This window comes from Desulfatiglans parachlorophenolica (genome assembly GCF_055394735.1).
Map to the genome: position 1 here is coordinate 2,316,092 of NZ_AP042460.1, position 22,577 is coordinate 2,338,668.

General features: G+C 50.8%; 23 protein-coding genes and 4 pseudogenes. 13 read left to right on the forward strand and 14 right to left on the reverse strand.

All coding sequences use genetic code 11. The annotated features are described in order from the left end of the window. Nucleotide 1 precedes the first annotated feature (1 nt). The gene (locus ACZ500_RS10740) at nucleotides 2–1,561 is read left to right on the forward strand and encodes a TolB family protein (RefSeq protein ID WP_464232491.1); all 1,560 of its coding nucleotides are present in this window, start codon (nucleotides 2–4) and stop codon (nucleotides 1,559–1,561) included. 132 nt (nucleotides 1,562–1,693) lie between these two features. On the opposite strand, the gene ACZ500_RS10745 is transcribed toward ACZ500_RS10740, so the two are convergent. The 3 genes and pseudogenes from ACZ500_RS10745 to ACZ500_RS10755 form a co-directional block, all read right to left on the reverse strand. Beyond that, complete coding sequence (locus ACZ500_RS10745) at nucleotides 1,694–2,014, reverse strand: cation:proton antiporter regulatory subunit (RefSeq protein ID WP_464233033.1); 321 nt, start codon at nucleotides 2,012–2,014, stop codon at nucleotides 1,694–1,696. Nucleotides 2,015–2,039: 25 nt separating this feature from the next. Next, entirely contained in the window at nucleotides 2,040–2,408 is a 369-nt protein-coding gene (locus ACZ500_RS10750; protein WP_464233034.1) for a cation:proton antiporter domain-containing protein, read from the reverse strand. Further along, nucleotides 2,405–2,968: pseudogene (locus tag ACZ500_RS10755) on the reverse strand (cation:proton antiporter domain-containing protein). Before ACZ500_RS10755 ends, ACZ500_RS10750 begins: the two are co-directional and overlap by 4 nt. A gap of 236 nt (nucleotides 2,969–3,204) precedes the next feature. Here ACZ500_RS10755 and ACZ500_RS10760 point away from each other — a divergent pair. The 3 genes and pseudogenes from ACZ500_RS10760 to ACZ500_RS10770 form a co-directional block, all read left to right on the forward strand. Next, nucleotides 3,205–3,516 (forward strand): transposase, encoded by a 312-nt coding sequence (locus ACZ500_RS10760; protein WP_464232492.1) that lies wholly within the window; start codon nucleotides 3,205–3,207, stop codon nucleotides 3,514–3,516. Between the two features lie 505 nt (nucleotides 3,517–4,021). Then, on the forward strand, nucleotides 4,022–4,489 hold the full coding sequence (locus ACZ500_RS10765) for a hypothetical protein (RefSeq protein WP_464232493.1): 468 nt from the start codon (nucleotides 4,022–4,024) through the stop codon (nucleotides 4,487–4,489). Between the two features lie 992 nt (nucleotides 4,490–5,481). Then, nucleotides 5,482–5,571: pseudogene (locus tag ACZ500_RS10770) on the forward strand (aquaporin); the annotation flags it as partial. A gap of 49 nt (nucleotides 5,572–5,620) precedes the next feature. On the opposite strand, the gene ACZ500_RS10775 reads toward ACZ500_RS10770, so the two are convergent. After that, nucleotides 5,621–7,074 (reverse strand): IS3 family transposase gene (locus ACZ500_RS10775; RefSeq protein WP_464232989.1). Its coding sequence is split into 2 segments (ribosomal slippage): nucleotides 5,621–6,684 and nucleotides 6,684–7,074, totalling 1,455 coding nucleotides; the frame shifts between segments, so codons are not numbered across the junction. Between the two features lie 126 nt (nucleotides 7,075–7,200). Between ACZ500_RS10775 and aqpZ the strand changes: the two are divergent. The 8 genes and pseudogenes from aqpZ to ACZ500_RS10815 all read left to right on the forward strand — a co-directional run. Then, a pseudogene (gene aqpZ / locus ACZ500_RS10780) lies at nucleotides 7,201–7,913 on the forward strand (aquaporin Z); the annotation flags it as partial. A gap of 28 nt (nucleotides 7,914–7,941) precedes the next feature. Further along, nucleotides 7,942–8,739 (forward strand): hypothetical protein, encoded by a 798-nt coding sequence (locus ACZ500_RS10785; protein WP_464232494.1) that lies wholly within the window; start codon nucleotides 7,942–7,944, stop codon nucleotides 8,737–8,739. A 147-nt stretch (nucleotides 8,740–8,886) separates the two neighbouring features. Then, on the forward strand, nucleotides 8,887–9,942 hold the full coding sequence (rsgA, locus tag ACZ500_RS10790; protein ID WP_464232495.1) for a ribosome small subunit-dependent GTPase A: 1,056 nt from the start codon (nucleotides 8,887–8,889) through the stop codon (nucleotides 9,940–9,942). Nucleotides 9,943–10,070: 128 nt separating this feature from the next. Next, nucleotides 10,071–10,361, forward strand: coding sequence for an antibiotic biosynthesis monooxygenase family protein (locus tag ACZ500_RS10795; RefSeq protein WP_464232496.1), 291 nt, complete (start codon nucleotides 10,071–10,073; stop codon nucleotides 10,359–10,361). 289 nt (nucleotides 10,362–10,650) lie between these two features. Further along, nucleotides 10,651–11,028, forward strand: coding sequence for a putative zinc-binding protein (locus tag ACZ500_RS10800; protein WP_464232497.1), 378 nt, complete (start codon nucleotides 10,651–10,653; stop codon nucleotides 11,026–11,028). Between the two features lie 181 nt (nucleotides 11,029–11,209). Beyond that, nucleotides 11,210–12,672 (forward strand): IS3 family transposase gene (locus ACZ500_RS10805; protein WP_464232498.1). Its coding sequence is split into 2 segments (ribosomal slippage): nucleotides 11,210–11,609 and nucleotides 11,609–12,672, totalling 1,464 coding nucleotides; the frame shifts between segments, so codons are not numbered across the junction. A gap of 403 nt (nucleotides 12,673–13,075) precedes the next feature. Beyond that, nucleotides 13,076–13,513, forward strand: coding sequence for a hypothetical protein (locus ACZ500_RS10810; RefSeq protein ID WP_464232499.1), 438 nt, complete (start codon nucleotides 13,076–13,078; stop codon nucleotides 13,511–13,513). Nucleotides 13,514–13,974: 461 nt separating this feature from the next. After that, complete coding sequence (locus ACZ500_RS10815; RefSeq protein ID WP_464232500.1) at nucleotides 13,975–15,705, forward strand: IS1634 family transposase; 1,731 nt, start codon at nucleotides 13,975–13,977, stop codon at nucleotides 15,703–15,705. Here the strand turns inward: ACZ500_RS10815 and ACZ500_RS10820 are convergent. Beyond that, nucleotides 15,690–16,031, reverse strand: a complete 342-nt coding sequence (locus ACZ500_RS10820) for a hypothetical protein (protein WP_464232501.1) — start codon at nucleotides 16,029–16,031, stop codon at nucleotides 15,690–15,692. The two genes, ACZ500_RS10815 and ACZ500_RS10820, sit on opposite strands and share 16 nt — an antisense overlap. Before the next feature lie 87 nt (nucleotides 16,032–16,118). Here ACZ500_RS10820 and ACZ500_RS10825 point away from each other — a divergent pair, with 87 nt between their 5' ends. After that, a complete protein-coding gene (locus tag ACZ500_RS10825) occupies nucleotides 16,119–16,277 on the forward strand; it encodes a hypothetical protein (RefSeq protein ID WP_464232502.1) in 159 nt (52 codons plus the stop codon). On the opposite strand, the gene ACZ500_RS10830 is transcribed toward ACZ500_RS10825, so the two are convergent. From ACZ500_RS10830 to ACZ500_RS10870, 9 genes and pseudogenes are all read right to left on the reverse strand, one after another. Continuing rightward, on the reverse strand, nucleotides 16,270–16,947 hold the full coding sequence (locus tag ACZ500_RS10830; protein ID WP_464232503.1) for a DUF6946 family protein: 678 nt from the start codon (nucleotides 16,945–16,947) through the stop codon (nucleotides 16,270–16,272). The genes ACZ500_RS10825 and ACZ500_RS10830 overlap by 8 nt on opposite strands. A gap of 79 nt (nucleotides 16,948–17,026) precedes the next feature. Then, on the reverse strand, nucleotides 17,027–17,866 hold the full coding sequence (locus tag ACZ500_RS10835; protein ID WP_464232504.1) for a GIY-YIG nuclease family protein: 840 nt from the start codon (nucleotides 17,864–17,866) through the stop codon (nucleotides 17,027–17,029). Nucleotides 17,867–17,953: 87 nt separating this feature from the next. Continuing rightward, on the reverse strand, nucleotides 17,954–18,496 hold the full coding sequence (locus ACZ500_RS10840; RefSeq protein ID WP_464232505.1) for a JAB domain-containing protein: 543 nt from the start codon (nucleotides 18,494–18,496) through the stop codon (nucleotides 17,954–17,956). A 124-nt stretch (nucleotides 18,497–18,620) separates the two neighbouring features. After that, the gene (locus ACZ500_RS10845; RefSeq protein ID WP_464232506.1) at nucleotides 18,621–19,070 is read right to left on the reverse strand and encodes a hypothetical protein; all 450 of its coding nucleotides are present in this window, start codon (nucleotides 19,068–19,070) and stop codon (nucleotides 18,621–18,623) included. A 374-nt stretch (nucleotides 19,071–19,444) separates the two neighbouring features. After that, entirely contained in the window at nucleotides 19,445–19,702 is a 258-nt protein-coding gene (locus ACZ500_RS10850) for a hypothetical protein (RefSeq protein WP_464232507.1), read from the reverse strand. Between the two features lie 9 nt (nucleotides 19,703–19,711). After that, nucleotides 19,712–20,752: a terminase gpA endonuclease subunit gene (locus tag ACZ500_RS10855; protein WP_464232508.1), complete on the reverse strand. Its 1,041-nt coding sequence runs from the start codon at nucleotides 20,750–20,752 to the stop codon at nucleotides 19,712–19,714. A gap of 60 nt (nucleotides 20,753–20,812) precedes the next feature. Beyond that, nucleotides 20,813–21,550 (reverse strand): annotated as a pseudogene (locus ACZ500_RS10860) (phage terminase large subunit family protein). A 134-nt stretch (nucleotides 21,551–21,684) separates the two neighbouring features. Continuing rightward, the gene (locus tag ACZ500_RS10865) at nucleotides 21,685–21,906 is read right to left on the reverse strand and encodes a hypothetical protein (RefSeq protein ID WP_464232509.1); all 222 of its coding nucleotides are present in this window, start codon (nucleotides 21,904–21,906) and stop codon (nucleotides 21,685–21,687) included. Beyond that, nucleotides 21,891–22,478 (reverse strand): hypothetical protein, encoded by a 588-nt coding sequence (locus ACZ500_RS10870; protein WP_464232510.1) that lies wholly within the window; start codon nucleotides 22,476–22,478, stop codon nucleotides 21,891–21,893. Before ACZ500_RS10870 ends, ACZ500_RS10865 begins: the two co-directional genes overlap by 16 nt. Between the last annotated feature and the right edge of the window lie 99 nt (nucleotides 22,479–22,577).

Below are 22,577 nucleotides of genomic sequence, written 5' to 3' on the forward strand. Positions count from 1 at the left end.
GATGAGAAAGTATCAAAAGGCGTTTCTGGTACGGAGCGTAACGCTGTTCGGACGATCCTGGGGTTTTGCAGTACTGTGCATGCTCTCCGCGGCGTTGATCGCAGGGTCGTCGATCGCCGCACCGGTCGGTCATGAAATAGAGGACAAGGAAGGTCTGTCGATCCTCTATCCCAAAGACAAAACCCTGTTTCCATCCAATATCGTTCCTCCGAACATTTGCTGGAAAGACAGCACAGAGGCGGTCCAATGGCGGGTTGCCGTTCGTTCCGCCTCCGACCTGCCGGTCATCGACGCCGTGTGCCGCGAGGCGCAGTGGCGCCCGAACGACGAGCAGTGGGAAATAATCAGGAAGGATCACACCGGAAAGCGTTTGACCCTTTCCGTACAGGGCCTCTCCCAATCCGGGAAAACCCTGGAACGTTCGAAAGGCAGCGTTGCCTTTACGTTGTCAAGCCTGGCTGTCTCCGCACCGATATTCTACCGCGCGGTTCCCCTGCCGGCCCGTTTTGCGCGCAGCAACCTGCCGTCGATCGAGTGGCGACTGGGTTCGATCGGGTCCGCTGCACCGCGCACTGTCCTGACCGGCATGAGGGATTGCGGCAACTGCCACAGCTTCTCCCGGGATGGAACCATTCTGGGCATGGATGTCGACTTCGGCAGCGACAAAGGGGCGTATGTCATTGCGGAAATCGGCGCCCATGTATTTTTTGAAAAGAACAGGATAATGACCTGGAGCGATTTCAACAGGGAATCGAAAACTTCGACCTATGGGCTGCTCTCCACAGTTTCTCCGGACGGCCGGCATGCCGTCAGCACCGTCAATGATTTTTCGGTGTTCAGGTACATCGACGATTTGGATTATTGCCAACTCTTTTTTCCCGTGCGCGGGATCCTGGTGGTCTATGATGTAAAAAGGAAAGCATTCCGAACCCTTCACGGCGCTGATGACCCGAAGTTCGTCCAAACGAACCCCGCCTTTACCCCCGATGGGAAATGGGTCGTTTTCGCCCGAGCGCCGGCCCTTTCGGATCCGGATCTCCGCTCCATGATGGGAGGGTTCATCCAAGGCGACCTGCTCTACCGATACGACCTTTACCGCGTCCCCTTCGATGGCGGCCCGGGCGCAGCCCCCGAACCTGTCCCCGGGGCATCCCACAACGGGATGAGCAACTTTTTCCCCAAGACCAGCCCGGACGGGAAGTGGATCGTTTTCTGCAGGGCAAAGCGGTTCATGCTGAACCAACTGGACAGCGAGCTCTACATCATCCCAGCCGAAGGGGGCGAGGCTAGACGCCTCAACTGCAACATCCCCGGACGGATGAACTCCTGGCACAGCTGGTCTCCGGACAGCCGGTGGCTGGTGTTTTCCTCCAAGGCAAACAGCCCCTACACGCAGCTGTGGCTGACCCACATCGACCAGCACGGCGAAGACGCACCGCCCGTCCTGCTCGACCACCTCACCGGCGAAAAGCAGGCCGCCAACATTCCCGAGTTCGTGGACATTGCCTTCGACAAAGACATGCTGAGCATCATCAACCAGGCGGCGGGGCACGTTCATTGAGAAGCGGCTGCCGAGTTCATTCGGACATCCGCCATTCCGCACCTGAAACGGCCAAACACTTCACCGTCCGAAATTTTTAAGCGATGATCCGCCGATCCTTCCCAAGCGACGGCAACTCCTGACACCGCTTGCCTAAAGAGGCTCCATGCCTTTCAAACGCCTGACCGCCTTGGCAGCTCCGATGACAACCAGACAGTCTTCGGACAACGGGCGCTCCGTGGTGCGCAAGGCAGCGATCCGCCGATCCCCCCTGATGATGCCGATCACGGTCACCTCATACTTCTGGCGGAACTGCAGATCAGCCAATGTCCTGCCGCCCAGCTCCGAGTTTTCACCAAGCCGGATCTCCTCGATCTCGAACCGCTCGGTCCGCTCCCCTTCGAGATCCTCCACAGGCTGATCGAGCATGGCTTCGGCCTCCTGCAACTCATCCGGGGACCCCATGATGACCATACGATCCCCGGGATAAACCTGAAAATCAGGCCCGGGCTCGTAGAGCACCCGCCCGGCCCGGCTCACCGCCAGCACAGATACGCCGGCGATAGCCCATGAAGCCCATAATCGCCAAAACGATCAGCGAGTTCCCGACAAGGACAAAGACCGCAAAAAGGCCCGCTTCACCCACTTGAGAACCGACCATGGTCCACTCGAGGCGTACCCCGAGATCAATGAAGAAAAAAAGCAGCGGAAAATCCCTCAGACTGGTCAGCCGCGCCCCGATTGCATCCCGGTAATCCGTGGATGCCAGGGAAACTCCCGCCAGAAACGCCCCCACCTCCTTGATGAACCCGAGCCACTCGCTCCCCGCCCTTAGGCATACAGCCCATGCAATGGCGAAGAGGATCAGGAGTTCCTGGGAGTGGGCCCCAACCGCAGGGCCAGCCCAGGAAGGACATACCTGGTCATGAGTGCCGCAAAGGCCAACAGGCCCAGGCCCTTGGCTGCGATCAGGAGCGAACCCGTCCAAGCCGACTGACCGGCCGCAATCGGCGAACCGAACGTGGTCAACGCGACCAACGCCAGGATGGCGGCGATGTCCAGAACGATCAGGAAGCCGATCGCGATCTGGCCGTGCAGCGAGTCGATCTCCTTCTTGTCCGAGAGGAGCTTGACGATGATGATCGTGCTCGAAAAGGTCAGGGCGACAGCCACCTAAGCAGCGTCGACGGCGGGGATGTCCAGGGCCAGGGCGATCAGGAAGCCGATCGCGGAGGTGAAAACGATCTGCCCGAGGCCCGTGGCCAAAGCGACCGGGCCCGTCGTACGGATCAGACCGAGGTCGAGTTTCAACCCGACGATGAAGAGCAGCAGGGCGATGCCCATATGGGCAAGCAATTCGATCTCCTGGTACCTCTGGATGATCCCCAGCCACGAAGGTCCTGCAAGAATGCCCGTCGCCAGGAACATGATCAGCAAGGGCTGCCGGAGCCTCTGGCCGGCGATGCCGAGCAGTGTAGCAAGGCTTAGAACAGCCGCGATTTCAAGAAAGGAATTGCCGTCGAGCACAGGCTTTGTCTCCCTTTTAACGCGTGTCTCACCCACATTGACACAGAGGGCTTTCAGTCTTGTCCTCAGGGGGGGGGTCGAGCCGCCTTCGCTTACAAAATTTTACCATAATGAACCTTTTGAATGAAGAGGCTTCTATGAGCGATCCCTTATCAACTGCTTATTATATGGAGGTTTATGCCCGTCCAAACCATGCTGTACATGGCCTGCCTATACTTTTTGTATGGATCACCATTCACCGCAAAATCGTCCTGCGAGGACCGATAGCAACCAGGCTGCCAGGGCTGATTTCCGACATATGTAAGTTTGAGGATATCGGTATATTTCAAGGAAATGCTTACAAGGATCAAGATGACCAGACAGACTATAAGACGGCTGATATCGCAAATGCATTATTTCAATTGCATACCCAAAACTGCGGTGTGATTCTCATTTACTTGAGTACATGATTCAACACAGTTGCATTTCTGAGGTGGAGTCAGTTTAGAACAAATTAGAAACCTCCACTTTTAGGGAGCGGATTTCTACTTTGTTCTAAAGAGGTTGCGACGAGAAATATATTGACTTTTGGGCAGGGCCGCTCTAGAAGAGCGGATACATCCGTGATGATCTGCCTCTCAAAGTCTTTTTTCTCCATGAATTAATTCTAACTTGAGCTTTTGGTATTTTGGTGGTCATTCTCCGACGGGATGCTGTATTCTTCGAATCTCAGAATCGTGCTGAAGATACCGCTGATGAATCTCGTTGGATCTTCGTTTTTCCGCTTTGATACAACGTTTTCAACAAGATCAAAACCTTTTCCAATTCAGAAGCAGCGAATTTTCTGTCGTTCTTCTGGGGTCTTCCGAACTCGATCGGACTTCGAAAATGAACTAGATTCCACCTGGAAATAGTTTCCCGGTACAATCGAATTTTCTATCTGAATTGAAGGGACCTTCGGTATGAGTTCCGCAGTTGGCTTATTTCATTCATGGGTTAAGTGACAAGGAGGAAATTATGCGAAAACGTTGCAATGGTATTATTTCGAGTATGCTGGCTGTTGCGATCCTTTTGATCACCTTCTTCGGCCCTTCGGGAACATCTTATGGATTTGAGATCACGATAGAAGTGGCGCCGCAGACGCTGAATCTCCAGAACAGCGGAGAGGTGGTCACCGTTCATACGGATATTGTCTATTCGAATGTCGATGCAGCAACGGTGTCCCTCAACGGCATTGAAATCGACTCCTGGAAGGCGGACAACAGAGGGAATTTCGTCGCCAAATTCCTGATGGAGGAGGTCAAAGCCCTCGCGGAGGCTGGCTCTCTGGATGTCCCCGCGGAAAATGAACTTACCCTGAACGGTTATACCACGGATAACGCAGAATTCACAGGGACCCAGACTATCACGGTGATCGACGTCTCGGGGAGGCGACTCAACTAAACCGAAGCCCGGACGTAGGATCCGGTTTTCCGTCAGTCAGGGGAGCGGTTGTCCATGAGGGCCGGGGCAGCTGGAGGTCGGTGAATTGGCTTTCACGCTCCGGCCGCAAGTTCCTCCAGGTCATGGATTCCGGCAAAACACGCTCGCGGTTGACCGGCCAAAACTGGAGCATCAGACTGACCACGTAAACGGCCGGACGCTGATTTACGCCGATAGGCGCAGCTCATACACGCACTCTGCCCTTCCATACTAGTCTATAGGCTCTTGCCAAACGACTATCCCGTCTTCTTGGGTTAAAACACGTTATTATTTCGCGTATGTTCAATTCCTAAATTGGAATACACATCGTCCATCATTACTCCCAACCCACCAAGAGCCTGGAGAAGACTTGCCAAAACACGTAGAAGCGCACCGGAATCACCCGTAGGCTCCGAATGTACAACCTCCGCCACTATTTTCTCACCCACATTGACACAGAGGGGGAGTCATCGAAAATGAGACCGACATTAAAGCTGTCTCACAGTTTGTCGGATCAAGCCCCTCACCATCATGCGGCATTGTCAGCCTGTTTCTGAGGCGCTTCTAGGGGTTCCGAAAAAAAATAGATCCTGTGGATACCTGAGTCCAATTAACACTACTGATTAGATTCAATAGATTTAGCGTCCAGCCAAGCACTCACCCAAACCCCTTCAGGGGGTGCAACCAGAATCAAGGCAAATTTTTTGGTTGCACACACACCCATTTTGGCTTAAGCATTTTCGTCAGGTAAAGACTCTTGGGTGGCAGGCTGCGCCAGAAGCTTAAAAAAATGGAATTTTATCTTCTAAAGCAGATCATCTCAAATTTGAACCTTGAACCCCGTAACGGAAGCCTTATTCCACATATCAACCACCTAAATCCAATAGGCAGCTAAATCGAAGTTTTTCGCGGCTTCAATTGAGACGTCGAATATAAAGTTGGCATCCCAATTACCACAAAAAATGGAAAAAGGTATGAAAAAGTATGGCGCAGAGTTTTTTGGTACCTTTTGGTTGGCTCTTGGCGGATGCGGCAGTGCTGTCTTAGCTGCTGCCGATCCCAAATATCGGCATCGGAATGTGTCAATGAAAATGAGACACGCCATGCGATAAATTACTGTACCCCCGCATCGCTCGCCGACGGTTTGTTGATCCATACGGCATCGGGTAAGGGGGTAGGTTGTGGTACGATGCCCTTGAACCTTTTGGGAAAACGCTGGAAGGCCTCAAAGAGGACTTCTTGGCGTTGTTTCTGAATGGTCTGGGCATGGCCGTAGTGAAGGCTTTGCGGTGTCATCATGGCGATCCCGGAATGATGGTGGTGCTTGTTGTACCAGTTAAAGAAGAACCGGCAAAACGCCGTGGCATCCTCGATAGAACCGAATGTGCCTGGAAATTGCGGGCAGTATTTCAGTGTCTTGAACTGGGATTCTGAATAGGGGTTATCGTTGCTGACGTACGGCCGGCTGTGGGTCTTGGTAACGCCCAAATCAGCCAGAAGTTGAGCGACGGCCTTAGATTTCATGCTGGAGCCGCGATCAGCGTGCAGCGTCAGTGTTCCAGGTTCGATGTTCTGTTTGATGCAGGTTTCCTCGATCAGGTGTTTGGCCAATTCACTACTTTCATGGGGGGCTACCAACCAACCAACGACATAGCGGCTGAAAATATCTATGATGACATACAGGTAAAGATAAGTCCATTTTTGCGATGTTTTGAGTTTAGTAATATCCCAGGAGTAGACCTGATTCGGACCTGTAGCCAGTAATTCAGGTTTTTCGTAATGTGGTCGTTGCACCTGACGACGACGCTCTTTGACATCACCGTGTATTTCCCTGATGAATCGGTACATGGTGCTTACAGAGCACAAGTATTGCCCATCATCAAGAAGATTGGTATAGATCTGATGTGGTGCCATGTCCTGAAAACGCTCCGAATGCAACACGTCGATCACGGCCTGCTTTTCTGCGGGCATCAAGGCCAAAGGCGGAGCAGGCGAGCAGATCTTTTCCATGGGAGTGTCGTTGTTCGAGGTGTGACGGTAAAAAGTGGCACGAGAAACGCTCAATGCGCTGCAGGCGGATTTTATCCCCACTGTCCGATGGAGATTCTGTGCCACAATCATGAGATCCTTCCGCTGCCCTTGTCCTGGTCTTGAGGGATCCCCAGGATCTCTGAAATTTTTTTTTGAACTTCGATGATGGTTTCAGCTTTGTGCAGCTTCTCTTTGAGTTTCCGATTCTCCTTTTCGAGCTGCGCAACGCGTGGTGCCAACGGATTTTTCTCGATCTCTTTGCGGCCGCGTTTCTTCGGTTGAAGTGCGTGCAGCATCCCCTCTTCCCGCTGGCGCCGCCAACAGGTCAGATTCGAAGAGTAAAGCCCTTCACGGCGAAGCAGGGAGGCCACTTCTCCGGGTTCAGAGCACTTGTCGACCTCTGCAAGCATACGCAGCTTGTATTTGGCAGTAAAATTGCGGCGCCGTTTTCTCGCGACAACCTCGGGGTCTGGAGGCTCGACCGCTTCAAGCCCTGTGGGTGACCCGGTCGCCCCTAGGGCGACCGGGTCACCCACAGGGCCCATTTCCTCAACCCTGGACCTTTTCAATGCAATTTGCGTTAGCTTCTTCATGGCTTAAAACCTTACCCGCCCTACACTAAATTTTCAAGGGGGGCGTGTCTCACCCACATTGACACAGAGGGCATTCGACTACTTGGTGTTTCCCTTTCATTAGGTTTAACTGTACTGACGATGGCCTTCGCCATCGGCCACGTATCAGGTTGCCACCTTAATCCGGCTGTCTCTTTTTGGTCTTTGGGCTGGTGGCCGATTCCCTGTTAAAATATTAATATCTTACATTATCGCGCAGGTTTTGGGCGCCATTGTAGCTGCTGGTGTTCTGTATCTTATTGCCAGTTGGAAAACTGGTTTTGATGTCTCCGCAGGTTTTCTTTCAAACGGCTGCGGTGCTCATTCACCTCGCGAGTACAGTTTGCTTGCGGCGCTGATAACCAATTTTTCATGACCATGATGTTTGTTCTCGTCATTATTGGGTTCACAGATAAACGAACGCCTCAAGGGCTTGGTCTTATTCCCATCGGCTTATGCCTGACCCTAATCCATTTGATTTCCATTCCCGCTACAAACACATCTGTGAATCCGGCTCGTAGCACAGGGGTTGTGGTGTTTGTAGGTGATTGGGCAATTTCGCAGCTTTGGCTTTTCTGGGTAGCACCGATTCCGGGGGGGGATTGATTGGTGCAGTCATCTATCGTTCTTTTTATCGGAAGCGAAGGAAAATAACAGGACAAGTGCCCAACATGTCGCTCCAGCGGGCGCGGCCAAGCCGTGCTGCTGAACTCTTCTTCCGCTACAAAATTTTTCCATGCGAGCATTGTCTGGATCTAGATTAGTGAAATAATATATGAAAGGCAAATCATTATGAAAAATGGTTTTTTACTATTAATGCTGTTTGCTATCACTGGTTGTGCAGGATATCCTCTCACGCAAGCAGATTTAAGCCGGGAAGTTAATAATAATTCAGCGACCATTATTCTAGGTGCAAATTTAGGCAATGGGAATATTGACGGAATGGCATTTGCTTTTTACATTGATGGAGAAAAAGTATTGCCAAAGGGTATTGTCAGAAATGGCATTTATAAAGGCTCCATCCCAAGAAAACCAATTTTAAACCCAGATCCATGGGACGGGATAACTTATGCGGAAGCTGACAGCGACAATCATGGGTATATAATTTGGAATGTTGATATCGAAAAATTCAAAAATAAACGGGAAGCCTTGATTTATCTTACAAGTGCAAGATCGAGCGAAACACGAATGGCTCCTTACATGGAACATTTATTTTCAAGTGGTTACTTACTTCCCATTGAAGCCTCTATCCAAAGCTTCCATGCAAACTATTTAAAGTCACTGCAGAAAATATTAAGACCGGACAAAGATTGGTATTTTTTGGGTTGTGCGTTTCAGTTGTCTAACCCAGGCATATATTATATGGGAGAATATAAACTTATCAATGCGAATTTGACCCAAACAGAAGGATTCGAATTTATAGAAAAACTTCTAACTTATAAAAATAGAAGAATCGATGCTGACAATGAAAAAATAAAAGATATTCTCAATAATGCGCAAATTTCAAATAGAGAAATGTACAACTTCAGCTCTTCATGGCAGGAGCATGATAAATCATTGTGGTTTTCGCTTTTGGGTTTAAAGCAATAAATAAGCTATATCCTAGACTTTATTATAAATTAAACACCATAGTCTGAATCAGACGATTCACTTGATGCCGAGAACATCCCGGCGGTTCCGACCCGACAAGGTTAGGTGACGGCACAAACGATCTTGATCGTTCAGTAAAATTTAGATATGAACTTGTACGAGCTTGGTTTTGATAAGTGGTTTGAAGCGCATGCTGCGGAGCTCCTCCTAGAAAATCGCGGCATTGCCCGTATATCGGCGGTTGATCGCGGCTCATACCTGATAAGAAGCGAAACGGGTGAAGTCCCGGCCGCTCCCACAGGGGCGCTTTCCTATCAGATTGAAAGTCCTGCCGACCTGCCGTGTGTCGGAGATTGGGTGTGGGTACAATACTACGACAATGACACGGCAGCGGTTATCCACGGGGTGTTTCCGCGAAAGACATTCCTGCGGCGCAAAACTGCGGGTGCAAACGTCGATTTCCAGATGATTGCAGCCAACATAGATGCCGCCTTCATTGTTCAAGCATGCCATTTTGATTTTAACCCCAATCGCCTGGATCGGTACCTGGTCATGGCCGCGGATGGCGGTGTCGAACCGATAGTCATGCTCACTAAAATTGACTTGATTTCCCAGGACGAGTTAATGCAGAAAGTTGCTATCATCAACTCAGCCTATAAAGGCAGGGTGCTCGCCGTCAGTAGCCTCACGGGAAGCGGGTTTGACGAGTTTCAGCAGACACTCTGTCCGCGAAGGACGTATTGCCTTCTTGGTTCATCCGGCGTCGGGAAGACGACTCTCATCAACCGCCTTATAGGCCGGGAGACATTCGACACAAGACCCGTCAGCGATACGGGAGAAGGCACCCACACGACCTCCCGCCGGCAGATTATCGTTCTCAGACAAGGTGCGATGCTGATCGATACGCCAGGCATGCGGGAGCTTGGCCTTGTCGGTGCTGACGACGGAATGAATGCAGGTTTCGAAGATATTGTCAGGCTATCTGCGAAATGCCGGTATGCGGATTGCAGCCACGGGCACGAGCCAGGCTGTGCCGTCCGAGCTGCGGTCGATCGTGGCGAGTTGAGTAAAGATCGACATTTAAACTATCTCAAGCTCAGGAAGGAATCCGAGTACTACGAGATGTCATACATAGACAGACGAAAAAAGGATAAGACGTTCGGACGATTCGTTAAATCGTTCAAGAAGCAAATAAGAGAATGAGATACAAGCACGGAACAAGACAAATTCAGCCAACGCAAAAAAGCGGACGGCTGGTTTGCGCCTTTTGGCGACCCACGAGAACCTCACGGCAATGCACAGCTTCAGTGCTAAGGAAAGGAGAATAATTTATGTATGCACTCCTACTATTATTCCCTCTCGGTCCTGGAATGCGTTCGACTGCTGAGAAACTCGGCGATCAGTTTTCTCCCGTGCACAGAACAGCAAAGGGATTTAAGAACGAGACATTTCTCGCCGACGACTCAACTGGAGAGTATGGCTCCCTTACGCTTTGGGACTCGAAGGAGGATATTGAGGCTTTTCGACAAGCTGCAGCCCCCCACCTGCAAAAGGTCCTGGCAGGCATTGCCAAAGGGCCACCGACTACCAGGGTGTTTGAAGTTTATCAACCAAAACCTTGATTGCTAAGAGGTTTTCAGACACATGCGGGTCGCCTAACAAGTTACTTCGGAAGAATAATCAGCTTTGAAGTGAACAGCGCTGAAACGAACGAGATATCTTACCTGACATCGGGGTAACCCGGATGCGCGGAAATAAGCGCCGCGCACCCGTCACCCCGCCCGTCAGGCAAAATCCAAAACGCGCAGCCATATATCAGCGAACAAATCTCTTATTCAATTATTTGATTTTTTGAAAATGCATTTTTGAGCCAAAAACTAATATTAGCGCGATTTTTTTAAGGAAAATAATATGTCAATAAAACGATGGCGTCTGTTTATGTATACATGCTTTGGTGGCTGTTCTACAGGCGTATCAGCATCCAAGGCCCTCATCAGGCTGTGGGAAGAAAACCCCGAAGATATAAAAATTGCCTGCCTGCCCGCCGTGATAATACCTGGTAAGTTTAATGAAATGCTTAAATCAGCGGACAAGCGGCTGCTTGTTGATGCCTGCAGTTTGCGATGCGGAGCGAAACTTTTTGAAAGGGAGGGAATGTCAATTGATTGCTACATCGAGCTTACCTCTCGTCTTAAAATTAAGAAAGAAAAAATATTACCTTCGATAGATTTGCAAGAGGATGTTTATCAGGTTATTAAAATTGAGGTAGAAAGCTTGTTACAAACCTGAGTTCGTAACAGCATGGATCCAGTTTGTTATGTATTAATTACTGAGATACAAAATAAAATAAACCCTCTGTGTCAATGTGGGTGAGACACGCCCCCCTTGAAAATTTAGTGTAGGGCGGGTAAGGTTTTAAGCCATGAAGAAGCTAACGCAAATTGCATTGAAAAGGTCCAGGGTTGAGGAAATGGGCCCTGTGGGTGACCCGGTCGCCCTAGGGGCGACCGGGTCACCCACAGGGCTTGAAGCGGTCGAGCCTCCAGACCCCGAGGTTGTCGCGAGAAAACGGCGCCGCAATTTTACTGCCAAATACAAGCTGCGTATGCTTGCAGAGGTCGACAAGTGCTCTGAACCCGGAGAAGTGGCCTCCCTGCTTCGCCGTGAAGGGCTTTACTCTTCGAATCTGACCTGTTGGCGGCGCCAGCGGGAAGAGGGGATGCTGCACGCACTTCAACCGAAGAAACGCGGCCGCAAAGAGATCGAGAAAAATCCGTTGGCACCACGCGTTGCGCAGCTCGAAAAGGAGAATCGGAAACTCAAAGAGAAGCTGCACAAAGCTGAAACCATCATCGAAGTTCAAAAAAAAATTTCAGAGATCCTGGGGATCCCTCAAGACCAGGACAAGGGCAGCGGAAGGATCTCATGATTGTGGCACAGAATCTCCATCGGACAGTGGGGATAAAATCCGCCTGCAGCGCATTGAGCGTTTCTCGTGCCACTTTTTACCGTCACACCTCGAACAACGACACTCCCATGGAAAAGATCTGCTCGCCTGCTCCGCCTTTGGCCTTGATGCCCGCAGAAAAGCAGGCCGTGATCGACGTGTTGCATTCGGAGCGTTTTCAGGACATGGCACCACATCAGATCTATACCAATCTTCTTGATGATGGGCAATACTTGTGCTCTGTAAGCACCATGTACCGATTCATCAGGGAAATACACGGTGATGTCAAAGAGCGTCGTCGTCAGGTGCAACGACCACATTACGAAAAACCTGAATTACTGGCTACAGGTCCGAATCAGGTCTACTCCTGGGATATTACTAAACTCAAAACATCGCAAAAATGGACTTATCTTTACCTGTATGTCATCATAGATATTTTCAGCCGCTATGTCGTTGGTTGGTTGGTAGCCCCCCATGAAAGTAGTGAATTGGCCAAACACCTGATCGAGGAAACCTGCATCAAACAGAACATCGAACCTGGAACACTGACGCTGCACGCTGATCGCGGCTCCAGCATGAAATCTAAGGCCGTCGCTCAACTTCTGGCTGATTTGGGCGTTACCAAGACCCACAGCCGGCCGTACGTCAGCAACGATAACCCCTATTCAGAATCCCAGTTCAAGACACTGAAATACTGCCCGCAATTTCCAGGCACATTCGGTTCTATCGAGGATGCCACGGCGTTTTGCCGGTTCTTCTTTAACTGGTACAACAAGCACCACCATCATTCCGGGATCGCCATGATGACACCGCAAAGCCTTCACTACGGCCATGCCCAGACCATTCAGAAACAACGCCAAGAAGTCCTCTTTGAGGCCTTCCAGCGTTTTCCCAAAAGGTTCAAGGGCATCGTACCACAACCTACCCCCTTACCCGATGCCGTATGGATCAACAAACCGTCGGCGAGCGATGCGGGGGTACAGTAATTTATCGCATGGCGTGTCTCATTTTCATTGACACATTCCGAATACAATATTCGATGCTGATAGCTGACACCTTAATGAACTTGACCGCTAAAAAATCGCCAGATGATGGCTGCAGTTGAAAATGATATTTAGTAATAAGCTGGCGGGTAGAAACAAGGTATGAACCCTCGTAACAGTTCAATTCGGCATTCCCGGCGGACGATCTTTGCTCGATCAAGAAACGGGCTGATGGCCCGAGAAGAAGAAATGTCTCGACATCTGGCTTGATTTTATATTTATTAAATTAACTTAAATATTTATACGATAAATTTTTGGGGTTTTGCGGATGGAGGGCTGTGGGGTTAGCAAGAACTTGTAGCTGACGCTGGTGTTTTATTTCTGGAGGAAGAGAGGAGAGATGGGTATGCGAAAGATTCGAATGCTGAAAATGGTTTTGGCTTTTTCATGTTGCTGCGTTTTATTGTTCGCTGCGGGTGTCGCGGCAGAGTCATACGAACCTTGCCCTGAGGATTCATACCCTATATTCGTGCAGATCATCGCAGCCCCTAATGTGCTCAACCTTGGGAACGAAGGTCAGTGGGTAACCGTTCATACTGACATTCCCTATTCACAGGTCCAAGGGGAATCGGTTATGTTGAATGGTGTGCCGATTTTATGGGACAAATCTGACACTCAGGGGTATTACGTTGCCAAGTTCGTAATGTTGGATTTTAAGGGCATACTGCACGTCGGAGACTATAATACGCTCACGTTTACGGGAATGACAACCGGAGAGGAACCGGAAGCCTTCTGTGGATCATGCGAGATTTTTGTGAAAGAGGTCATTCCGGCAGGCAAATGAGGATGCGTCGATTGTTACAAATACACTGAAATGACCATAGTTCAGGATAGATAGAAAAGCCTGTTCTATCCTGAGTGACAGGGATTCTGACAAAGAACCCAAACGCCATGAACCGTTGGAATTTTTTGCTCTAAAAAGGGCTTTCTTTAAGACATAATAGTAGGTTTATTCGATAATTTCGATTAATATTGTTGTATGCTGCTTGATTTTCTCCCTTCATCATCGCAATAATATCCAGTATCCTTTGGTCTTTCAAAAACAGCCCGTTTGACTCTTCTTTCGCCCGAAAGCCGATAAACATCAAACCTGAGTTCCGGCTCAGTAGGCACTTTTTGGCCTCCGAAGCCGGATTTTCCTAAAAAAATCAAGGGGGGCATCTGCAAAACCGCAAAAACCTGTAGTAACACGACTTGATCGTTATCATATTGACATGCTATGTGGTATATGCTAACCACGTAGATATGTTTATTCGAACGACCAAACGCAAAAATCGAGACGGCTCCGTGGTCGAGTACCTTCAGCTCGCGCCCAACGTTCGCCACCCTGAGACGCGCAAACCGACCGCCCAGATCATTCATAATTTCGGGCGGGCTGACTTGATCGACCGTGATGCCATGATGCGCCTGTGCCAATCGATTGCGCGCGCCTGCGGGCTCGAGTTGGAAGTGGGCGGAACTGCCGTGCCGGGAAGAACCTCGCTTGAGAAAACGTGGCCAGCCGAGCTCAGACTCCTGGGTTCCCGGGAATTGGGCCCGGTGTTGGTTGCGGAGGCGTTGTGGGAGCGCCTGGGTATCGGAGAGGCACTGCGCAAGGTTGCCGCAGATGCAAACTGTCAAGTCCCTTATGAGCAGGCGCTTTTGGCGATGACCGCCAACCGGCTTTGCGAACCGCGCAGCAAGCTGGGTGTATGGGACCGGTGGCTCCCGACGGTCTATCTCCTGTCTTGCCAGGGATTGAAGCTTGACCACTTTTACGAAGCGATGGATCTGCTCCATGCAAGCGCGGCCGAGGTCGAAAAAACCATTTTCTTCAACACCGCCAACCTCTTCAACCTCGAGGTCGATGTGGTGTTCTACGATACGACCACGGCCTCTTTCGAGATCGACTTCAAAGATGCCGAGCTCGTCGCGAGCGCGGAGGGCGGCGAAGAGGATCTGTCCCGGCCCGTATCCGGCCTGCGCAAGCGCGGGAAATCCAAAAATGGGACGTGGAACCCTCAAGTGGTGGTGGCTCTGGCGGTCACTCGAGAGGGGTTTCCGGTCCGCTCCTGGGTGTTCCCGGGCAACACGGCGGATGTGACCACGATCGAAACGGTCAAAAAAGATCTGAGGGGATGGCAGTTGAACCGCTGCCTCTTTGTCGCCGATGCCGGCATGAACTCTGAAGACAACCGCAAACGCCTGTCCCTGGGCGGAGGGAAATACCTCCTGGCGGCCAGGGCGGACAGCGTCAAAGAGATCAAGGAAGAGGTCTTGACCCGTGGGGGACGATACAAAAAGGTAGGGGACAATCTCCAGGTCAAAGAGGTCGAAATCGGCACCGGGGTCTTGCGCAGGCGCACCTTCGTCTGCTTCAACCCCAGGGAAGCGGAACGGCAGAATCTGCACCGGGAATCTGTCCTGGAAGAGCTGCGGCAGGAACTCGACCGTCACAGGGATTGGGATGCCACGGCCAAATGGGCGATCGAGCTGCTGGCATCCCAACGCACCAGACGCTATCTCGGCATCAGCAAGGCCGGGAAGATCTTCATCGACACGGCCAAGATCGAAGCGGCCCGCAAGCTTGACGGCAAATGGGTCCTCATCACCAATGATGACACCCTCCAGGCAGAGGATGCCGCCACAGGGTACAAAAACCTCCTGATCATCGAGCGCTGTTTCCGTACGATGAAGAGCACTCAGATCCATATGACTCCTATGGTTCATTGGTTGCCGCGTCGAATTGAAGCGCATATCGAAATCTGCGTGCTGGCCCTGTTGCTCCAACGGGTAGCCGAGTTCATGACCGGCAAGACATGGAGGTGGCTCCATCATGTCTTGGCTCAGTTCCAGGCCGCGGAATTCGAGACCCCGAGTCACGTATTTTTTCGACGCAATGAACCCCCGGAGGAGGTCCTGTCTACGCTGAAAACATTAAAGATTTCAATCCCTAAGCCGATTCTAGAAGTTATGAACCGTCATTCAGAGGCGTAGTAACACGCCTTTTTTGGGCCTACTTCTAACCGTTCGGATTTAATGCCGTTTTCGGCTACCCTTTGACTACCCACCCGGAACCCAGGCAAGACGAACACAAAAAATCGCTTGGCATCTGGCTCCACCAAGGCAAACTGATATAAAAAGTACGTTTTGGAACTTAGCGACTTAACCTGGACAGAAAACACTTTACCGGATGGACTCTCGCACAACAGATCTGCCGCAGGGGCGTTTCCAGTCGTGAACGTCACGAGATAGCCGCGCCACGTCAGTTCATGCGCAACCCCGAATTGCCCTGACCATTGCGCCTTGTATTTTTTACTCATAATCTCATCTAAACTTCATCCATCAGTTTCGCGGGTGTTGATCCGCATCCGATTGGAAATGTTCACTACGATCCAGAAATAGTCTTTTTGCCCAATCTCGGCGTCAATCTAAACCTTTGCTTGTGCGGTGACCTACAGGTCGCCTCCGCACAAAAACTTAATTCTATAGATTTGACCAAAAATCCTCTTTTCCGGATTGGAAACCGGGTTTTACCGGAGGATCATTTCTATTCGGATACTACCTGACAAGGTATTCTTCATTCCCGCACACCCAGCCAATATGGAGATGAACTCCAGCACGCTTTCCCGCATACACTATACGATTGAGGGACACTTCAGCGCGTAGCAACAATGCAAACGCCTCATAATCCTGAAACCATTCACGCGACGGACTGAATGAGTGCACGATCATAACGGCATGTGGCGCACCGAAACGCTTAGCCTCAATCACAGCAGAACCAGTTCGATGGATCAGTTGATATCGTATCGTCCCAGCAAGTGCCTCATTCAGATTCAATTCCCGCCGAAGAAACGCAAGCCGAGAAGCCTTCCCTTTCGATCCTTCAGCCAACCATTCAGACAGCGTTGGACCAAACGGCTCAGAAACTTTTCCCTCTACGGCAATTGACACCAAGCCCGTGCTTGCCTTTGCAAGTGCCCATATATCATTTTGAGATGGCCTGGAGCCTCCGGCCAAAGGAACCTGATGTTCGGGAATGGCAAGCAATAATTGAATGTCGGCAAGTAGCTCGTTTGTGGAGAATGCTGTCTTGATCTCGGAAGGGAAACCATCAGCATTCTGCCAAGAATAGGCTAGTGTTCGCGCTGAATAGCCAATTCGCCAATGTTTTACAGGATCAGCAAGTAACTCTGCCCAGTCATCGGCTTTTTTAGCAGGTATATAGATATATTTCAAAAAATATTTCCTTATATTGCATAAATTCCCGCCTCAGCCGCGCGCTTTTCGGCGGCGGCTTAAAGCGTCAACCCCAGAATCACACCTTCTTGGCTAAATTGCGATTCAAACCCATTTCCTGGCTTTGAAGCTTCCGCTGCCATCGCCCTTCCATCATTAATATGTCATCAGATGTCGCAGAGGACCCTGCCACCTCCAGGATTGAGACCTGGTAATCACTTGGGTCCCGACTTTTAAGTCCTATATTGCCGCCGTGCCCCGTCTCCACATAATTTTGCCACCTACCCCAAAAACCTTCTTCACCTCTTGCCGAACCGACGTACTGTTCTTTCGTCTTCGGGCACGTCAACAAATAAACTCCACGAGAAGACTCAAGCGGCGAAACCCAACTCTTGGGAAGAGTATCGAGTTTTGAAAGTGGCTGGATAAACTCCAAAAAACCGGGGAAATCAGGTTCTCGAAATTCTCGCCGCAGTTCGGTGATAGCCTTATCATTTCTAGAAGCGTATTGTACCCATGCAAGGGCTCCCGGCCCCCAATCAACAAAAAGTCTCCCGCCAAGATCAAGCAGTTTGTCTTGCAACTTGAGATCATATACATCGCAACTGCCTGCCTTATCTATACCATCCATATGAGGCATAGGAGTGTCCACCTCCAAGCGCCCCCGATAATGCACTTCGTAAAGACCAGCAAACATCGTTTCTTCACTAAAATTAACGACGAATACTGCCCAATAAAGTGCATTCAGCTTGGCCCTATTTCGAATGCGTTGCGTAGATTGATAATTTTCGAATTGAGAACGGTCATCGCGCCAGAGCTCATAAGGAGTAAAGCCACGCTTTGCATTCTTATCTTTGTGCCTAATTAACCGTATATTTTCTAGTGATAGCCCAGCTTCACGAAGGATGGTATTGAACATTATAGGCATTGCTTCTCTACTCCGTCTTAAATTTATAAATATAGTAAAATTTCATACAAATTGGAAACGTTTTCTATAGATTAAATATCATTGACTTGTTAAAAAGCGACGGAGATGCTGCCCGGTCGATAGCCCATACTTACTCCATCGACCAGCCACAAAAACAAGATGTTCTACTGAAACGTTCACCTGAGCAAAAGCATCTTTGAACTCCTCAAGAAAAATCCGGTCTTGTCTCGATGGAGCCAATGCTCCTGAAGGGTGGTTATGTCCAACCAAAACATGATTAAATCTTTTCATCTGGCAAATTCCTGCTATGTCTTGGATACTTAAAAAGGAACTCACACCTTCACTATCTGGCCCTTTATTTACCCAAAACTGATCTACGCGACCGTCTTTTTCAAAAGCGATAAATACCCATTCATGTTTTTTGTGCTTGAGGAACTGTCCCATGTAATCAAGAAAATCATTCCGTGATATATATGAGGATTGACAAAAAGACCCAGCAGCACACGCTTTTCGTTTTAGCACTTTAGCATCTGCATAAATCTGGCGAAACTTTTTATTTATAAAATTTTTATACCATATCAGAAAGATAACAAAAACAATAAGAGATATAAAAAACCACATTAATTATTCCTTGCTTGATGTAAAATACCTATTATAAAATATAACATAAAAAAAACAATGTATTCATGTGGCTTTTTACATCGTCTTATTCACATATTTAGTCAATCTTTACATTTTCATCATTTTAAAAAATTTCCAACTCCGATATATCTTTTAATCGCTGTTTAGCGCGGGAAACAACACTTGCATCAAATGATTCTGGATATCTGACAATTACCGCCTCGAAAGTTAAATCATGTAATCCCATTTCTACTAACACCTTATAACCAGCTGGTTCTATTTTCCTATCAACCGCCCTTTCAGCTGCACGAATGAGGCCATGTTTCTTGACCATTTGCCATGTCCTTGATGCAGACGTTCTGCGTTTATTCTTTTCAGTCAGTACTTCCTCATACGCATAGATTGCCTTTAGTAACTCAAGTTCAACCTCGCTGGTAGGGTTGTAGGAAATAGCTCTCAGTTCAACAGCCCGCCGGCGCGCTTTCTGCGCAAGTTCAGGATTTCTTTCCCGGACATTTTTTACAAGTTGTACGCACTCATCGGCAGTTTTTAGTTTTTGTATGATGTCATTCATTCTAATCTCCTTTGAGAGCTAATTTTGATTTATATTGTCATTATCTCATTTACAATTATTGAAAAAAGGATCTGTGATTAGAAATATTTTATTTTTACAAAACCTAAGAAAATTGCCATTAAACGAATCGTGAGGCTAGGTCCCTGACTATAACCGTCCACCAAAGAAACCTACTTCTTTTCTGGTGAAGATTTCAACTTCAAATTATTGTTTTCAGGCCTATCTTTTCCTAACCAGACACTTTTTTTGTGTTATGGCTGACTGCATTTCTATCAAATCGATTTTACGAGCAAAACTGGGACCTTCATCCACTCCCAATCGTCAGCTTAAAAAATGCATCCCTTCTTTTTAAATCATTCTCCCAAATGAGAGCTCTATTCTGCTTCAGATTGTTTTCTTTCATCACGAAAACGCTTTCCGTGGCTGAACTGTTTTGCTATCGGTGTCGCGGATAATTTTCTTAGAAAGATGTCTAGGTTCTCTCTGTGCACATGCCAGCGGCCATTTATCAGAACTCCCGGCAACCCGAGCACAACATACCGCTTGAGCTGTTCTCGGCTCGAAATCTTCAATTCCGCCATGATTTCCTTTTGCCCTACAAGCCAATCGGTTTTTTTCGCCGTCGCCGCCATTGCCTCCTCTTACCGATCCAACCAGGAAGGTCGCCGGTACTCCGCCCTTCTGGGCCTGACCTCTCCATTCGTTTTCTCAGTCTTTCGCTTCCCGACGTCCGCCGGTGGCATCACCAAATGGACCCCACCGCCGGGCCACTCGAAGTCCGCCACCATGTGACACAAGACCTCGGCATCAAGCAGATGGTTGTCCTTTCCGACCTGGACCCATTTTTCCGCCCCCTTTTCATCCAGCCTTTTCTGCTCCGCCAGGATCTGCCTTGCGTAATCCTCCCCCACCCCTTTATGGAGATACGCAGACTCCGCCCCGCCGTCGCCCATCGCCTTCGTGAACCGGTAATAGACAAGATCCTTTCCCTGCTCCGTGTCTATCAATACAATCTGCAACCCGCCCGGCAGGGGCTTCCCCCTCGGCGTCTGGTCCCTCGGCTTCCCGACCCGGATCTTCCCAGCCAGCGGAGAACTCGACCCCTTCGTTCCCCATATCCTCGGCCCGCGGCCTATTCCGTTCCTCCTCAGCCACATGTAGACTTCCTCGGTCATCGAAACCCCGACGTGCTCGCCGGAAGCTCCACCCCCTGTATCGAGCGCAGCCCTCCATATCGGGTAGACAACCTTCCCGTTGGCCGACCGATACCGCGCCCCGAAAATCCACTCCTCGAGATCCGCCCAAGAGAGCAGAAACCCGTAGTGGATGAGCCACGAGGTATAGTCCCGCGCCCAAGCCCTCACGACAAACCAGAAGCCGAACTTCTGCGAGTCAATCCCCGCGGTCAGCGCCACGGCGCTCTCAGGCACCACCTGAGGGTCAAGATCCATGCGCCGGGCCTCCAGGATGCCACTCCGCTCGACCCTCACCGTGATCTGCTTCCAGGGCTCCGCCAACGCGGAGTTGACAAACCCCTGCAGTTTCTTCGGCGTCTCGAGCGCCTCGGTAAAATCCCCGACCAGCTTCGGGATATCCCCCGATTTTCCCTGCAGCGAATAAAGCCGGTTGACATGGAAGCCGATCTTCTTCGGCGGGTTCAGCGGTTCTTCCCTTGGGACCATCTCCCCCTGCTCGACCGCCCGGTTTTTCTCTAGCGTCGACCAAACCCTTCCGCACTCCCCTCACTCATACCCTGCCGCAGCGATCTGTTCAGCGGTTGCAGCGCGGCCAGCCTCCCAAACGACCTGCCCGAGCTTGTGCCTCCGCCCGTCTTTCCCTCGATAAACCCCGCCCTCGAAGCCGCTCGAGTACTCCCTCGACCATCTCAAAGGCTGCATCTGCCCGCAATACGGACACGGGACGTGAAAGTCGTAGACCACGTCGCAGGCTCGGAGTTCTTGCCAAATATTCCCGGCCTCCATGGTGGGGGTGGACATCAGGATGATTTTTCGCCGGAAAAACGTTTCAGTCCTCTCGATTCCGAGGGAGATCGGCCCGGCCTCCTTCGTCGTGACCTAGTACCCCGGCTTGTCCACCTCATCGAAAATGATCACCCGGATCGGCCTCGAAGCCAGCTTCGCCACGCTGGAGGCCCACGCCATCGCCACATACGCGCCGTTTACAAGGCTCGCGGCATCCTTCGTCAGGTTGTAATGGTCGCTTTCAACCAACTCCTTCAGCCCCCGGGTATTCTTGAACATCTTCTGGACCCGCTCCCGGTTCATATAGGAAGCCGTGTCCTCATCCGCGAGGACCCACATGATCGGGCAGGGCTCCATGTGCGAGTAATACCCGACGACCGAGAGCGCGGTTTCCGACTTCCCCGACTGCGCCGCCCAGCACAAAACGACCGTGTCGGCATCCTGCTCCTGGATCTTGTCCAGGATGGGCTTCACGTAGGGGGTTCTCTTGAGCCTCATCGGCCCCCTTTCCTCAGCCGGGGCGGTCAAAACCCTGTGGCTTTCGACCCACTCGGAAATCAGGAGATCCGGCGGCGGCCTCCAAACCCTTCTCTCCCGCTCGAACCAACCACCCTTTCTCGCAGCCTCTCCCACTACTCGACATCAACCTGCGGGCAGTATTCCCCCTCCTCCGCATACGCCCGCCTTAATTCATAGACCTCCGCCTTGATCAACCGCCACATCTCAGCTCGGTCCTTCCCCTCCAGGATAGGCGGCAGCCGGTCAACCAGCGCATTGAGCCCCGACACCACGACTCCGACCCTTTCAGCCCAACCCTTCGCGACTTCATCCCTCGAGATCAATTGCCCCGACAACTGCTTGAGCAGCATCTCCTCGCGCCGCGCGCGCGCCTGCCGCCACCGGAGATCCGCCTCCTCCTTTTCATCCAGCTCTCTCCGGGCCTCGACGGCCCTTTCCGCGTCCAGCCCCTGCCGGTCCCGCTCCCGGTCAAGCTTCTTCCTCCCCCGGCTCTCGAGATACCTGTCGAGTTCTGCCACAGAAAAAGACCCGTCACCATGAAAGTGTCCAAAGGCCGGTATCGATCCGACAAAAAGGCCCGGACATTTCCGTCCAGCGTCCGCACCAGGCGCTTTTCCGGCTGTCTTTCGAACCACGTGTTCACATTCCGCGCCAGGAGCTCAGGGGCCTCCGCCCGCATCTTCTCGTAGTAACGGCGGGGTTTTCCCAGACGGTCCCCGATCTGCTCATGCGCGATGGATCCGATCCCATAGCGCTCGCGGCGGCCGTCTTCGATCTCGAGCGCCACCTCTTCTCCGCTCACAGGGATCATCTCCAGCTTTCCCGTCGGTGCGACAGAATCCTTTTTGCTGTTTTCGATCCTCGTGATCTCCTCTGCCAACTGCACCAGGTTCAATCCCTCGATCATCTTTCTTTTCTCCTCTCAGTCCTCGCCGCCGACCCCGCAGCCCCTCCGCGAGCCCCGGCGGCAGTTTACGTTGATGGCGGCATCCAACCGCCTGAATTC

Coding starts and splice junctions, on each gene's coding strand:
- ACZ500_RS10870 (WP_464232510.1), bottom strand. CDS start 22,478: ATGATCGAGGGATTGAACCTGGTGCAGTTGGCAGAGGAGATCACGAGG.
- ACZ500_RS10795 (WP_464232496.1), top strand. CDS start 10,071: ATGTATGCACTCCTACTATTATTCCCTCTCGGTCCTGGAATGCGTTCG.
- ACZ500_RS10835 (WP_464232504.1), bottom strand. CDS start 17,866: ATGTTCAATACCATCCTTCGTGAAGCTGGGCTATCACTAGAAAATATA.
- ACZ500_RS10815 (WP_464232500.1), top strand. CDS start 13,975: ATGTTTATTCGAACGACCAAACGCAAAAATCGAGACGGCTCCGTGGTC.
- rsgA (WP_464232495.1), top strand. CDS start 8,887: ATGAACTTGTACGAGCTTGGTTTTGATAAGTGGTTTGAAGCGCATGCT.
- ACZ500_RS10855 (WP_464232508.1), bottom strand. CDS start 20,752: ATGGTCCCAAGGGAAGAACCGCTGAACCCGCCGAAGAAGATCGGCTTC.
- ACZ500_RS10820 (WP_464232501.1), bottom strand. CDS start 16,031: ATGAGTAAAAAATACAAGGCGCAATGGTCAGGGCAATTCGGGGTTGCG.
- ACZ500_RS10785 (WP_464232494.1), top strand. CDS start 7,942: ATGAAAAATGGTTTTTTACTATTAATGCTGTTTGCTATCACTGGTTGT.
- ACZ500_RS10845 (WP_464232506.1), bottom strand. CDS start 19,070: ATGAATGACATCATACAAAAACTAAAAACTGCCGATGAGTGCGTACAA.
- ACZ500_RS10800 (WP_464232497.1), top strand. CDS start 10,651: ATGTCAATAAAACGATGGCGTCTGTTTATGTATACATGCTTTGGTGGC.
- ACZ500_RS10810 (WP_464232499.1), top strand. CDS start 13,076: ATGCGAAAGATTCGAATGCTGAAAATGGTTTTGGCTTTTTCATGTTGC.
- ACZ500_RS10760 (WP_464232492.1), top strand. CDS start 3,205: ATGAGCGATCCCTTATCAACTGCTTATTATATGGAGGTTTATGCCCGT.
- ACZ500_RS10740 (WP_464232491.1), top strand. CDS start 2: ATGAGAAAGTATCAAAAGGCGTTTCTGGTACGGAGCGTAACGCTGTTC.
- ACZ500_RS10850 (WP_464232507.1), bottom strand. CDS start 19,702: ATGGCGGCGACGGCGAAAAAAACCGATTGGCTTGTAGGGCAAAAGGAA.
- ACZ500_RS10840 (WP_464232505.1), bottom strand. CDS start 18,496: ATGTGGTTTTTTATATCTCTTATTGTTTTTGTTATCTTTCTGATATGG.
- ACZ500_RS10745 (WP_464233033.1), bottom strand. CDS start 2,014: ATGGTCATCATGGGGTCCCCGGATGAGTTGCAGGAGGCCGAAGCCATG.